The sequence below is a fragment of the Neisseria subflava genome, from assembly GCF_005221305.1.
Lineage (GTDB): Bacteria > Pseudomonadota > Gammaproteobacteria > Burkholderiales > Neisseriaceae > Neisseria > Neisseria subflava.
This window is the reverse complement of the sequence record NZ_CP039887.1, coordinates 926,381-939,896: the sequence shown is the minus strand read 5'-3', so window position 1 is coordinate 939,896 and position 13,516 is coordinate 926,381. Positions and strand designations below refer to the sequence as shown.

Sequence of the window (13,516 nt, the reverse complement as noted above, 5' to 3'; positions counted from 1 at the left end):
GGCGGAAAACAACCCATGAGTAAAGCAGAATATCCGGTTACACAGGCAGTACGCTTTTTACGCAGTAATAAAATCGATTTTGTCCCTTATGTTTACGCGTATGAAGAACACGGCGGTACGGCGCGTTTTGCCGAATGTGCGGGCAAGCCCGAGCATCAAGTCATCAAAACGATTGTCTTGCAGGATGAGCATAAAAAAGGCTTGGTTGTTTTAATGCACGGCGACAAACATATTTCCACCCGCAATCTGGCGCGTGAACTGGGCTTGAAACACATCGAGCCGGCAACGGCGGATCAGGCGGCGAAATGGACAGGATATTTGGTCGGCGGTACGTCGCCATTCGGTATGAAAACCGCGTTGCCGGTTTATGTGGAAGAAAGTATTTGGACTTTAGACGAGATTTTTATCAATGGCGGCAAACGTGGGTTTATTGTGGGCATGAAGCCTGAAAACCTGCGGACGCTCAATCCGCAAAATGTTCATGTTGCAGTCAATTCATAAAGGATAGGAATACAGATGGAACAATTAAATTTATACGAAATCTTGGGTGTCTCTCAGGATGCTAATATCAACGTTATTCGCGAGGCTTACGGCAAATTGGTGGCTAATCCGGATATTCAGAAAGATGCGGAGCGGTTTAAAGCCATCGGACAGGCGTTTGAAGTATTGTCTCATCCGGAAAAACGTCTGGCTTATGATGCGGCTATGCAGTACGAGCGTCAGGAAAACAATACCGACAACTTCACTAATATGGCGACAAATGTGGTCAATACGCCCAACTCTGACGTGAAAAACTATGTTTTTATTGCTTATGTTACATACGCTGTGGGCTTATTAATTTTGTTTACCCCTGTTGTCGGTGTGATTATGGCGTATGTTAAACGCGATGAGGCTCAAGGTAGTATTTACGCCAGCCATATCGATTATTTGATTAAGACATTTTGGGTGTCTTTGGTGGGTACGGTTTTGGGAACTTTTACTACACTGATCTTAATTGGTTGGTTGATTCTGTTGGTAACTGCCATTTGGTTTATTTACCGTGTAGTCATCGGACTGATTAAACTGAATGAAGATAAGCCCGTCTCCACTCAAGGATGGTTTTAAAGCATGGCATATTTATTGGCAAGTATCGTTTGCAGCGTGTTGGTTTCCGTATTGTTGAAAGTGGCGCGCAAGCAAAAAATCAATATCGAGCAGGCGGTGGCGGTGAACTATATCGTTGCCATCACTTTGACCATGCTGGTGTTAAAGCCTGATTTGAGCAATCCGCAGGTATTTTTGCCGACTTGGTGGCTTTTTGCGGCCTTGGGCATTTTGCTGCCAAGCGTGTTTGTCATTATGGGCAAATCCGTAGATGCAGCAGGTATCGTCAAGTCGGATGCAGCGCAACGCCTATCGCTGTTTTTACCCATTGTTGCTTCGTTTACGTTGTTTCATGAGCAACTGACCGAAGGCCGTCTGATTGGTTTGGTATTGGCATTTACGGCACTGTTTTTCTTACTTTGGAAAAGCGATGGCGGCAAGAAATCCGGCGGCTTTAGCACGCAAGTGATGCTGCTTTTAGGCGTTTGGTGCGGCTATGGTGTCATTGATATTTTGTTCAAACAAGTGGCGAAAAGCGGTACCGCGTTTGCCGGTAATTTGCTGGTGGCGTTTTGTTTGGCCGGTATCTTGATGTTTGGCTACCTGTTTGCCAAAGGAAGCAAATGGACCAAAGAGGGCATAGTGGGCGGTATGATTTTGGGTTGCCTGAACTTTTTGAATATTGTTACCTACATTTCTGCACACCAAATCATGAAAGATAATCCGACCTTGGTATTTGCCGGTATGAATATTGGCGTGATTGTTTTGGGTACGCTGATTGGTGCAGCAATATTTAAGGAAAAAATCAGCAGCATTAATGCAGCCGGTATCAGCGTTGCTATTTGCTCGATAGCCTGCCTGTTTTATTGGCCGCAGATTCGCAGCTTGGTAGGCTAAAAATACTTATGCCGTCTGAAAATTTTCAGACGGCCTTATTTTTATTATAAAATAGCCATTCATGCGCCGATTTGGCCGTATGGAAATTATTTTACGCTTACGGGCGTTTCTATGTTAAACAAAGAAGTTGAACTCACACAATAATATCGATAGTTACATCATGAAACATATTAAAAAACACATTCAATGCGCCGTTCTCGGCATGCTGGTATTGTCCGGTTGTCAATCTTATCAGGAAGATCAAAGCCGCCGTAGCAAAATGGCTCAATTCGCGCTGAACCATCCCGTAGCCGCCCAAGTTATCGGCATGGAAGACGAAGGTTTAATCAATATGACCAGCAATGCAGCACGTTTTGCCGAGCGTTCAGGTCTGGACGATAAAGCAAACGGCGACAGCAGGGGGACACAAGTCAATGCCGTACGCCAAGCATTGTGGCAGGCGGCGATTGCTTCCAAATTCGACAGTATTATTGCAGAAAAAGCAGGTAATGCGCGTCTGACGGATATGGAGTTGCGTGAAGGTAAAGACGACTACTTCAGCCGCTACCTTGCCGACCAAGCGGTCGATCAACGCAACAACCGTATCGGCCGCAGTATCGGCAGTGCCAAGCCCGACCGCGATATGAAAACGCTAGCGGCAAGCATTTTGTTCTACTACAACAAAGTAGGCTTGTGGACGGCTTCCGAAGTGAACAACCGTTGGCACATCAAACAGGAAAAACTTTCAGACGGCCAGTATGCCGAGGCATTGAAAAACATCGCCAAATTGGATCAAAACGGCATGACCGAACAGGAACGTAGCGGTTATAAAACCAATACGCTCAGCGAAATCAAGCGTTCGGTTAAGGCCATGCGTCAAGTCGAAGACTGATTTTAAGATTTCATCATTTAAAGGCAATTATTATGAATTTCCCTCCGCGTTATGTCTCAAACACCCGTATGCGCCGTATGCGTAAAGACGATTTTTCACGTCGCCTGATGCGCGAGCATACTTTGACGGCAGATGATTTGATCTATCCGGTTTTTGTATTGGAAGGTCAGAATCAGGAAGAGGCAGTACCATCCATGCCTGGCGTCAAACGCCAAAGTTTGGACAAATTGTTGTTTACCGCTGAAGAAGCACTGAAGCTCGGCATTCCTATGCTGGCTTTGTTTCCCGTGGTAACGCAAAACAAAACCGAATTTGCGGAGGAGGCTTATAACCCTGAAGGCTTAGTGCCGACAGTGGTACGAACACTGCGCGAGAAATTCCCAGAGCTGGGTATCATGACCGACGTTGCCTTGGATCCCTATACCATTCACGGCCAAGACGGTTTAACCGATGAAAATGGCTATGTCCTCAACGATGAAACCATTGAAGTTTTAGTAAAACAGGCTTTGTGTCATGCTGATGCGGGCGCACAAGTCATTGCCCCATCAGATATGATGGACGGGCGTATTCTTGCCATTCGCGAAGCTTTGGAAGATGCCGGACATATCCATACACGCATCATGGCATATTCGGCAAAATATGCTTCAGCATTCTACGGCCCATTCCGCGACGCTGTCGGCAGCTCCGGCAATTTGGGTAAGGCAGACAAGAAAACCTACCAAATGGATCCTGCAAACACTAACGAAGCCTTACACGAAGTCGCATTGGATATTCAAGAGGGTGCAGATATGGTAATGGTAAAACCAGGTCTGCCGTATCTGGATGTCGTCCGCCGAGTTAAAGATGAGTTCGGCGTACCGACTTATGCTTACCAAGTTTCCGGCGAATATGCCATGCTTCAGGCTGCCATTCAAAACGGTTGGCTTGATGGCGAAAAAACCATTTTGGAAAGCCTGTTGGCATTCAAACGCGCCGGCGCCGATGGTATTTTGACTTACTATGCGATTGAAGCGGCAAAATTGTTGAAGAAGTAAAATAAAGAAATAAATTAAAAAGCGGCAAACAGTGTTTATCCTGTTTTGCCGCTTTTTTGTATTACTTAAAATTGACTCAATAGAGCCCGACTAAGGTTTATTTTTTTAAATCTAAAAAATCTTGTATAGTCATTTTGACCAAATAAAGGCCGTCTGAAAAATCAGGGAACTGTTTTTTCAGACGGCCTTATATAATTTAAACCTTAGTGATGGCTGCAACCGCCGTGGGTTTCACGCAAAGCTTCGGCTGCTTGCTCGTCTGCGTGGTAGCTGGAGCGAACCATTGCGCCGATGGCGGCATTGGTAAAGCCTAATTCGTATGCTTCTTTTTCAAAAACTTTGAATTGGTCAGGCGTTACATAGCGCAAGACGGGCAAGTGGCCGTCTGAAGGTTGCAGATATTGGCCGATGGTAATCATCTCGATATTGTTGGCACGCATATCGCGCATGATTTCGCGTACGTCCTCGTCTGTTTCGCCCAAGCCGACCATGATGCCGGATTTGGTCGGGATATGAGGCATCATTTCTTTGTAGCGGCGCAGAAGCTCGAGGGAATGTTGGTAGTTGGCACCCGGACGGGCTTTTTTATACAGGCTTGGATGGGTTTCCAAGTTGTGGTTCATCACGTCGGGTGGTGTTTCTGCCAAAATTTCCAGTGCGATGTCCAGACGGCCGCGGAAATCGGGAACAAGGATTTCAATTTTGGTATTTGGGCTGGTTTCGCGGATGGCTTTAATGCAGTCGGCGAAGTGTTGGGCGCCGCCGTCACGCAGGTCGTCACGGTCGACGGAAGTAATCACGACATAGCGCAGGTTCATGGATTTGACGGATTCGGCCAAGTGTTTAGGCTCGTCAGGATCCAACATGTTGGGGCGGCCATGGCCAACGTCGCAGAACGGGCAACGGCGGGTACAAATATCGCCCATGATCATGAATGTGGCCGTACCCTTGGTAAAGCATTCGCTGATATTTGGACAAGATGCTTCTTCGCACACGGTATGCATTTTTTGTTCGCGAAGAATGTTTTTGATTTCAAAGAATTTCTTGCCCGGTAATTTGGCGCGGATCCATTCGGGCTTTTTCAATTTTTGTTCCAATGGAACAACTTTAATCGGAATGCGTGCAGTTTTGTCCGCGCCTTTTAGTTTGATGCCGCGTTTGGGGTCGTTTTTTACTTCTTCACTCATGGTGATGTGTTCTTTCTGTCGTTATAAAGGCCGTCTGAAAAGCTGATTGCGGCCTTTATGGCCTAAGGGCTTGTGGGTTCAGAGGGGCAGTTAAAAGGTGGCATTGGGGCTGAATATTTTCAGACGACCTTATGCCAGCTCTTTTTGTAAATGCTTGGTCAGTTTGTCTGAAACTTCTACCAAACTAGGTGCCGGAGAGACATAGTCGGCAATTTGGGTCATTTCCATACCGGCATAACCGCAGGGGTTGATATGGGTAAACGGACTTAAATCCATGTTCACATTAAGCGCCAAACCGTGGTAAATGGATCCGTCTTTGATACGCAGGCCAAGGGAAGCGATTTTACGCTCTCCGACATAAACGCCGGGGCGTTTGGGATCGGCGGCTGCTTCGATGCCATATTCTGCCAAGGTGGCGATGATGCTGTTTTCAAGTGCGGAAACGATGTGGCGGACACTGGTTTTACGGCGTTTGAAATTGATCATCGTATAGACGACCAGTTGGCCGGGGCCGTGATAGGTAATTTGACCGCCTCTGTCAATTTGGACAACGGGAATATCGTCGCGGATGAGGAGGTGTTCGGGTTTTCCGGCCAAGCCTTGGGTAAATACGGGCGGATGTTCGACCACCCATAATTCGTCTTCGGTATTTTCGTCACGCGAGGCATTAAATGCCTTCATGGCTTCGAAAGTCGGCAGGTAATCGACCAAGCCTTTGTGCACGATTTTCATTACAGCACCACTTTTACCAATTCGTGTGAAGTCAGGTCGCGGTAGATATTGTCGAGCTGCTCTTGGTTGTCGACATTTACTTTGACGGTTGCGCCGGTATAGTTGCCTTTGCTGCTTGGGCGTGTAGTAATGTGGTGCGGCTCGGTATCGGGAGCGTGTTTGCGCACGGTTTCCAAGATGGCGGATTCAAATTCGGGATGAACTGCGCCCATAACTTTCAAGGGGAAAGTGCAGGGGAATTCAATCAGTGATTTTTTTTCAGTTGAGTCTGTCATGGTTTTTTACTACCTTGTTTGGTTTGCTCGGGCCGTCTGAGAAGTTTTCAGACGGCCCGAAATCCGATATATTTTATCGTAAACGTCCATATCGGGCTATTAAAAATGATGTTTTCGAAAATAGGTGCGGATAAGCTGTTTTCAAGTCTTGAAATGCAGCGCTTCAGCCCAATTTTGAGCTACATTCTGATTTAACAATGATTGAGATTTCTAACTATGCCGACAAAAGACAAATATTTCGAGGAATACAGTGCGCTGGCTACCTTGCCTTTACGCGATGTTGTGGTGTATCCGCATATGGTATTGCCGCTGTTCGTCGGTCGTCCTAAATCGATTGCGGCCCTTGAGGCGGCAATGGCCAATGATGATCCGGTTTTCCTGTTGGCCCAGCTTGACCCTAATACAGAAGATCCTAAAGCTGAAGACTTGCACCAAACCGGTACAGTCGCCCAAGTTTTGCAGGTTTTGAAGCTGCCTGACGGTACGGTTAAAGTATTGGTAGAAGGCATTCGTCGTGCGCGTGCGTTGACGGTTGATGAAACAGGCGGATTGTTTTTGTCTCATGTTGAGGCGATTGATGAGAATAGCGACAAGGACAATCCTGAAATTGAGGCCTTGCGCCGTACTCTGCTGACTCAATTTGAGCAATATGCGAAGTTGAACAAAAAAATCCCTGCCGAAGTCATCAGTACCATCAGCAGTATCGATGACAACAGCCGTCTTGCAGATACCATTGCCGCGCATTTGCAGCTGAAATTGGAGCAGCGTCAATATGTATTGGAGACTGCCGGCATTGTTGACCGTTTGGAATTTTTGCTGGCGCAGTTGGAAGCCGAACTCGACATCATGCAGGTTGAGAAACGCATCCGTGGCCGCGTGAAACGTCAAATGGAAAAATCCCAACGCGAGTATTACTTAAATGAGCAAGTGAAAGCGATTCAGAAAGAGTTGGGCGAAGAGGACGAGCGTGGCGAGCTGGATGCGCTGGAAAACAAAATCAAAGAAGCAGGCATGAGCAAAGAGGCTGAAGAAAAATGTCTGTCTGAATTGAAAAAACTGAAAATGATGCCGCCGATGTCTGCGGAATCGACCGTCGTGCGCAACTATATCGATACTTTGCTTGAGTTGCCGTGGAAGAAAAAATCCCGAGTCAGCAAAGATATTGCCAAGGCTGATTTGATTTTGAATGCCGACCACTATGGATTGGAAAAAGTCAAAGAACGTATTTTGGAATATTTGGCTGTTCAAAAACGTATGGACAAGCTCAAAGGCCCGATTTTGTGCCTGGTTGGTCCTCCAGGGGTGGGCAAAACTTCCTTGGGTGAGTCGATTGCCAAAGCCACAGGCCGCCAATATGTGCGTATGGCGTTGGGCGGCGTGCGTGATGAAAGCGAAATCCGCGGCCACCGCCGTACCTATATCGGCTCTATGCCGGGCAAAATCCTGCAAAACATGGCGAAAGTCGGTGTGAAAAATCCATTGTTCTTGCTCGATGAAATCGACAAGATGGGCAGCGATTTCCGTGGTGATCCGGCCAGTGCATTGCTTGAAGTGCTGGATCCTGAGCAAAACAACAAGTTTGCCGACCACTATGCCGAAGTCGATTATGATTTGAGCGATGTGATGTTTATTGCCACTTCAAACAGCTTGAATATCCCGACTCCGCTGCTTGACCGTATGGAAATTATCCGTCTGTCCGGTTATACGGAAGACGAAAAAATCAATATCGCCATGCAATACCTTGTGCCGAAACAAATGAAGCGCAATGGTGTAAAAGAGGGTGAGTTGGTGGTTGATAAAAGTGCGGTGCGCGATATTATCCGTTACTACACCCGCGAGGCCGGTGTCCGCTCGTTGGATCGCGAAATTGCCAAAATCTGCCGCAAAGTGGTAATGCAGGTTACTTTGAATGAGGACAAGAAAAAAGCGTCCAAATCCAAAACAGTAAGCAAGGCCAAGCCTAAAGCGATTAAAGTTACTGAGAAAAATCTGCATGACTATCTGGGCGTGCGCCGTTTCGACTATGGTGTGGCTGAAAGCGAAAACCGTATCGGCCAGGTAACCGGTTTGGCTTGGACCGAAGTCGGTGGTGAGTTGTTGACTGTTGAGGCGGTTGCTTTGCCGGGCAAAGGTACGATTCAATGTACCGGCCAACTGGGCGATGTCATGAAAGAATCGGTATCGGCCGCATGGTCGGTTGTCCGTTCCCGTGCTGAGTCAGTGGGTTTGGCTCCTGATTTTTACGAGAAAAAAGACATTCACGTCCATGTGCCTGAAGGTGCGACGCCGAAAGACGGTCCGAGCGCAGGTATCGCCATGACTTTGGCGATGGTTTCTGCCTTCACCAAAATTCCGGTGCGTGCAGACGTGGCGATGACCGGCGAAATCACTTTGCGTGGCGAAGTTTTGCCTATCGGCGGTTTGAAAGAAAAACTGCTGGCTGCTTTGCGCGGCGGGATCAAGCATGTATTGATTCCAAAAGACAACGTCAAAGATTTGGAAGAAATCCCTGAAAATGTCAAAACCGGTCTGACCATTCATCCGGTCAAATGGATTGATGAAGTGTTGGCTTTGGGCTTGGAAACTCAGCCTGAGCAATGGGCGGCTGAATTGGCGGTTGCCGAGACCCCGCAAACTTCTAAGGCGAAGTCAAGAACAAAAGCAACCAAGCATTAAGTTGGCCGTCTGATGTTGCAAAAAATGTGGTTTTGCCCTGAATGCCACAAAAATAGGGCAATTCCACATCTTTTACTTGACATGATAATTTCAGAATTGCTATAAAGTGCGTATGTGCTTTAAAAGTGCTTAAGCCCCGAGTATTCGGGCATTTCATCATTTTTTACGATAGGAAGGGACTAATTGTGAACAAGTCTGAATTGATCGAAGCAATTGCTCAAGAAGCCGGCATTTCCAAATCTGCTGCGCAAAAAGCTTTGGATGCTACTACTAATGCCGTAACCAACGCGTTGAAAAACGGCGACACTGTTACTCTGGTCGGTTTCGGTACTTTCTACGTCGGCGAACGCGCCGAACGTCAAGGCCGCAACCCTAAAACTGGCGAGCCTTTGACTATTGCTGCTGCTAAAACTCCTAAATTCCGTGCCGGTAAAGCATTGAAAGACGCTCTGTAATTTAGAGTCTTTCCCTGAATGGGAATAAAAAACCGATTTGATTCGGTTTTTTATTTTGAAGGCCGTCTGAAACCTTTCAGACGGCCTTTAGTTTGTTGAGTGCATAAAAAGGCTGAAATCCTAATGATAAAAGGATTTCAGCCTTTTTAGTTTATCTTGTTACATTTGATTTTTATATTGATATACCTTATCATTAACGGAAACACAGTATTCAAAACAAACCGCACTTATCGAAAGAAGGGGCAAATAGCCATTCATAACCAATCTTTCAATTCAAATGTGCCACGCACTCGTCATACTTCTCACATTTTTTCAATAATCTGATTTTAAAACAAATGAAAAGAGAGGCTTATGTCTACCATTCCTTTATCAAGCCTTAAAAAAGGCGCAGTCGTACATATTGATTCCATTGCTCCCAACCCTGTTTTTGGTGATTTGGATACCTTGGTAACCCGTCGTCTTTCGGATTTGGGTTTTTCCAGCGGAATGCCGTTGCAAGTGATTGCCGTGGGCGGTTTTGGAAGAGGACCGTTTGCAGTACGCTTGGGCAATCAATCCCAATTTTCCCTGCGTTTGGAAGAGGCCGGGAAGATTATGTGTCGTATCGTTGAGGCCGTTTAAGGCCGTCTGAAAGAATAAGGAAAAATGATGGAACTAAGCTATTTTGCCTTGATTGGCGCGCCAAACTGCGGCAAAACCGTTTTGTTCAACGGTTTGACCGGCGCACATGCCAAGGTTGCCAATTATCCGGGCGTAACTGTCGATAAGCGCGAGGGCGCCTTCCTCGACGACGAGGCCGTCCGCATTATCGACCTGCCGGGTACATACAGCCTACGCACGACCAGCCCCGACGAAGCGGTGGCGAAAGATGTAATGGTAGGCAAGATGGGCATTCCGCCCGATGCCATTATTGCCGTTGCCGACGCGACCAACCTGCGTATGACCCTGCGCATGATTTTGGAACTGAAAACGCTGGGACTGCCTATGGTGGTGTCGCTGAATTTGAGCGACGTGGCCCGCAAAAGGGGCTTGAATATCGACGCGGCCAAACTGAGCGAGTTGTTGGATGCACCTGTTTTGGAAACAGTTGCAGTGAGCGCGTCGGGCGTACAGGCTGTACGCGAAGCCGTGGCGAAGCTGCCGCGCAAACGCTCTTTCCCCGCAAACCCCGCCTCTGCCGAACGCACGCTCGATGCGCTGGATAGCGACAAACTTTATCAAGAAGTCGAATCGATTTTGGCACAAGTGGTACGCACCCAGATGACGCTGCCCGCATGGCACAAAAAACTCGACGACATCGTGCTGCACCCCGTCTGGGGCATGATTATGCTGCTGGTGATCCTGTTTATGGTGTTCCAAGCGGTTTACACATGGGCGGCGCCGATTATGGACGCCATCGAAGGCGGCTTTACCGCGCTGGGCGAATGGATAGGCGCCAACATGGAGCCGGGCATCCTCAGCGACTTGCTCGTCAACGGCGTCATTGCCGGTATGGGCAGCGTGTTGGTGTTCGTGCCGCAGATTACGATTTTGTTCGCCTTCATCCTGCTTTTGGAAGACTCAGGCTACCTGCCGCGCGCGGCGTTCCTGCTGGATAACGTGATGGCAAAAAGCGGCCTGTCGGGACGCTCGTTTATCCCGCTTCTGTCGAGTTTCGCCTGTGCCGTTCCCGCCGTGATGTCGGCGCGTACGATTAATGACCCGCGCGAACGCCTCGTTACTATCGCCGTCGCCCCGCTGCTGACCTGCTCCGCGCGGCTGCCCGTTTACGCGCTGATTATCGCCGCCGTCATTCCTGACCGAACAGTAGGCGGAATTTTCAACCTGCAAGGGCTGACACTGTTCATCCTCTATCTCGCAGGCATCCTGTCAGCCGCCTTGGCAGCGTATATCATGAAACGCTTGGCGCGTATGAAAGGCAACGTGCAGCAATTCCCGCTCTTAATGGAACTGCCGACTTTCCGCACGCCCAACTTCAAACACATCATGACCAGCCTGTGGGACAGGGTAAAAGCCTTCCTCAAACGCGCCGGTACGATTATCTTCGCCCTTGCCGTAGTTTTGTGGGGCTTGGTAAGCTGGCCGCAACCGCCTGAAGGCGCAACCGGTGCAGCCATCGATTACAGCTTGGCAGGTACGCTTGGTCATGCTATTCAGCCGTTGTTTGCACCTTTGGGCTTTACTTGGGAAATGTGTATCGCCATGATTCCGGGTATTGCCGCGCGTGAAGTAGTTGTCGCCGCTTTGGGTACCGTTTACGCCGTCAGCGCGTCGTCTGAAGATGCGGTACAAAACGCACTGATTCCTATCGTACACAACAACTGGGGCTTGCCGACTGCCTTTGCTTTCTTGGCTTGGTATGTGTATGCTCCGATGTGTGCTGCGACTTTGGCCGTAATTAAACGCGAAACCAAATCCACGAAAAATATGCTTATGATTACAGGCTATTTGTTCCTGATGGCTTATTTTGCCGCATTCGTGGTTTACCAAATTTCTTCAAGGATACTATCGTCATGACTCAATATATTATCGTCGGCTTAATTATGCTCACCTGCGTATTCTTCCTCTTGCGAAAATTCGTGTTCAAACCGAAAAAACGCGACTGCAGCAGCGGCTGCGGCAAATGCGGCGGTTGCGGTTAAATAAAGAGGGTTAGGTAAAAGTAAAAGGCCGTCTGAAATGGTTTCAGACGGCCTTTTTGTATGTTTGAACTATGGTTCAATCGTTGTTGTAGGGTTTTCTAAGATTCTGTGACAAAACGCTTAAACTGTCTTTTTTCTTGGGAAAATGATGCAAGTGATTAAAAATATCAATGTTCCCCCTACGAAATCGATTAAATGGTGTTGATAGACAAATAAGACCGAAATGGCGAGTAAAAACCCCCATATACCAAAAAATGATTTTAAGAATTTGGATTTGAATTCTCTACAATAAACCTCAGCCGAAAGAAAAGCGAAACTCACATGTAATGACGGGCATTGATTAAAACTACTGTCCAATTTTCCCAAAATATAAAAGAAGGATTTTAAAATTTGGTTATCGACTTCAGGCTTGGGAAAATAAAATTTCATAGGAAATATTACAAATAGAGCAGTAGAAACTCCGATTAAAAAGGCTGCTCTTTTTATCAGTAATTTCAGACTGCTTTCGTTCTTTTCCAAAAATATAGTGACCAAGAAGAAAAACGGTGACGTCATATAAGGCAACATAAATATGGGCAAGAAAGGAATATTCCTTTCCCAGTCTATAAAATATGAAGGCACATTATCGACTGTATATGTATAAAACTCAGCTCCCTTTTAAAAAACGATAAAAAATATTGATATAAAAATTGTATATTTAATCTTTAGTTTCGATAGCTTATCCACTTACCGATTTTCTCCATCCATGATTCCAATATAATTAAAATCGTAAAAGTTCATCACACTATCATATATATCAGTGATATGGAATATGTCGCACTGTCTCTAATATTTTGTCGGATGGTTATTCCATCTATGGTTTCAGACGGCCTCGAAAGGTGGATTGTAAAAAAAGCGCAAAATTACAGATTAGGTATGATATTGAAGTGAATCTTTCAGTAGTCTCATGATTTATTGAACGGGAAGTCTGAAATGTCCGGTAATGGTGTAGCGGTAGAGGACATCGTCTTCACGGGTTCCCAAACCGATATTATGGATAATCAGTGGCCTGTCGCCGATTTTTCGATCGGAGACAATGCCGATATGGGGACGGTTGCCTTTTAACTCCCAAGTTACGATATCTCCGGCTTGATAGTTTGTGTCTTGAACGGCCCAGCCTTGACGCGTGAAATAAGTCATTAGGTTAGGGACGCGGCGGTGGTCGATATTGGTATCGGGTTGTTTCAAACCCCAGCGTTTCGGATAGACAGAAAAGTTACGGCTCATGTCTTGATGAACAAGCTCTTGCAAATCTATATTTTGCTCACGCAATGCACGGATGACCACGTCTGTGCAAACGCCTTTTTCCATCGGTACATCGCCCATCGGATAAGTGAGCTTCGTGTAAGCTGGGTCGTAACAAAGGGTTTTACCAATTTGATTTCGTGCAGATTGGACAATTTGCGGAGATGGTTCTTCGGGTTCGGTAATCTCCTGTTGTAGGAAATCGGTATTAATACTTGGGATAGAGTTGTGATGACGGGCAAAAAATACAGCTGTTGTAATCAGAAGGATAGAAAGCACAATACTGATAACTATGGGCTTAAAGGCTGTTTTGTGTTTCATGATATATACACGGCTTAGATGTTGTTTGCATTATTATCAAATTTTTGGGTGGGTTGGCA

The 13,516-nt window shown here is 46.8% G+C and carries 15 protein-coding genes; 10 read left to right on the top strand and 5 right to left on the bottom strand.

Going from position 1 to position 13,516, the window contains the following annotated elements; translation table 11 throughout:
* Positions 1 to 15 precede the first annotated feature (15 nt).
* The 5 genes from ybaK (at position 16) to hemB (ending at position 3,885) form a co-directional block, all read left to right on the top strand.
* Positions 16 to 501, top strand: a complete 486-nt coding sequence (gene ybaK / locus FAH66_RS04535; protein WP_137040827.1) for a Cys-tRNA(Pro) deacylase — start codon at positions 16 to 18, stop codon at positions 499 to 501.
* A 15-nt stretch (positions 502 to 516) separates the two neighbouring features.
* Positions 517 to 1,104 (top strand): DnaJ domain-containing protein, encoded by a 588-nt coding sequence (locus FAH66_RS04530; protein ID WP_137040826.1) that lies wholly within the window; start codon positions 517 to 519, stop codon positions 1,102 to 1,104.
* Positions 1,105 to 1,107: 3 nt separating this feature from the next.
* Positions 1,108 to 1,980 (top strand): DMT family transporter, encoded by an 873-nt coding sequence (locus FAH66_RS04525; protein WP_003683395.1) that lies wholly within the window; start codon positions 1,108 to 1,110, stop codon positions 1,978 to 1,980.
* A gap of 160 nt (positions 1,981 to 2,140) precedes the next feature.
* The gene (locus tag FAH66_RS04520) at positions 2,141 to 2,851 is read left to right on the top strand and encodes a DUF6973 domain-containing protein (protein WP_137040825.1); all 711 of its coding nucleotides are present in this window, start codon (positions 2,141 to 2,143) and stop codon (positions 2,849 to 2,851) included.
* Positions 2,852 to 2,883: 32 nt separating this feature from the next.
* The gene (gene hemB, locus FAH66_RS04515) at positions 2,884 to 3,885 is read left to right on the top strand and encodes a porphobilinogen synthase (protein ID WP_003683488.1); all 1,002 of its coding nucleotides are present in this window, start codon (positions 2,884 to 2,886) and stop codon (positions 3,883 to 3,885) included.
* Positions 3,886 to 4,088: 203 nt separating this feature from the next.
* Here the strand turns inward: hemB and lipA are convergent, their stop codons facing one another.
* The 3 genes from lipA to FAH66_RS04500 form a co-directional block, all read right to left on the bottom strand.
* Entirely contained in the window at positions 4,089 to 5,072 is a 984-nt protein-coding gene (lipA, locus tag FAH66_RS04510; protein WP_003683323.1) for a lipoyl synthase, read from the bottom strand.
* 129 nt (positions 5,073 to 5,201) lie between these two features.
* On the bottom strand, positions 5,202 to 5,804 hold the full coding sequence (gene lipB, locus FAH66_RS04505) for a lipoyl(octanoyl) transferase LipB (RefSeq protein ID WP_137040824.1): 603 nt from the start codon (positions 5,802 to 5,804) through the stop codon (positions 5,202 to 5,204).
* Positions 5,804 to 6,079: an HP0495 family protein gene (locus FAH66_RS04500; RefSeq protein ID WP_003679150.1), complete on the bottom strand. Its 276-nt coding sequence runs from the start codon at positions 6,077 to 6,079 to the stop codon at positions 5,804 to 5,806. The genes lipB and FAH66_RS04500 overlap by 1 nt, the downstream gene beginning before the upstream one ends.
* Before the next feature lie 216 nt (positions 6,080 to 6,295).
* On the opposite strand from FAH66_RS04500, the gene lon reads away from it, so the two are divergent.
* The 5 genes from lon (at position 6,296) to FAH66_RS04475 (ending at position 11,852) form a co-directional block, all read left to right on the top strand.
* Complete coding sequence (gene lon, locus FAH66_RS04495; RefSeq protein ID WP_137040823.1) at positions 6,296 to 8,755, top strand: endopeptidase La; 2,460 nt, start codon at positions 6,296 to 6,298, stop codon at positions 8,753 to 8,755.
* Positions 8,756 to 8,940: 185 nt separating this feature from the next.
* Complete coding sequence (locus FAH66_RS04490) at positions 8,941 to 9,210, top strand: HU family DNA-binding protein (RefSeq protein WP_003683413.1); 270 nt, start codon at positions 8,941 to 8,943, stop codon at positions 9,208 to 9,210.
* 351 nt (positions 9,211 to 9,561) lie between these two features.
* Entirely contained in the window at positions 9,562 to 9,831 is a 270-nt protein-coding gene (locus FAH66_RS04485) for a FeoA family protein (protein WP_049349822.1), read from the top strand.
* A gap of 27 nt (positions 9,832 to 9,858) precedes the next feature.
* Positions 9,859 to 11,727 carry a ferrous iron transporter B gene (gene feoB, locus FAH66_RS04480; protein WP_137041607.1) on the top strand — a complete coding sequence of 623 codons (1,869 nt, stop codon included), beginning with the start codon at positions 9,859 to 9,861 and terminating at the stop codon, positions 11,725 to 11,727.
* Positions 11,724 to 11,852 (top strand): FeoB-associated Cys-rich membrane protein, encoded by a 129-nt coding sequence (locus FAH66_RS04475; RefSeq protein ID WP_082156001.1) that lies wholly within the window; start codon positions 11,724 to 11,726, stop codon positions 11,850 to 11,852. Before feoB ends, FAH66_RS04475 begins: the two co-directional genes overlap by 4 nt.
* Before the next feature lie 120 nt (positions 11,853 to 11,972).
* Here the strand turns inward: FAH66_RS04475 and FAH66_RS11025 are convergent, their stop codons facing one another.
* Together FAH66_RS11025 and FAH66_RS04465 are read right to left on the bottom strand one after the other, a co-directional pair.
* Entirely contained in the window at positions 11,973 to 12,281 is a 309-nt protein-coding gene (locus tag FAH66_RS11025) for a phosphatase PAP2 family protein (protein ID WP_244285056.1), read from the bottom strand.
* A gap of 522 nt (positions 12,282 to 12,803) precedes the next feature.
* Entirely contained in the window at positions 12,804 to 13,457 is a 654-nt protein-coding gene (locus tag FAH66_RS04465) for a DUF1287 domain-containing protein (RefSeq protein ID WP_137040822.1), read from the bottom strand.
* Positions 13,458 to 13,516: the final 59 nt, after the last annotated feature.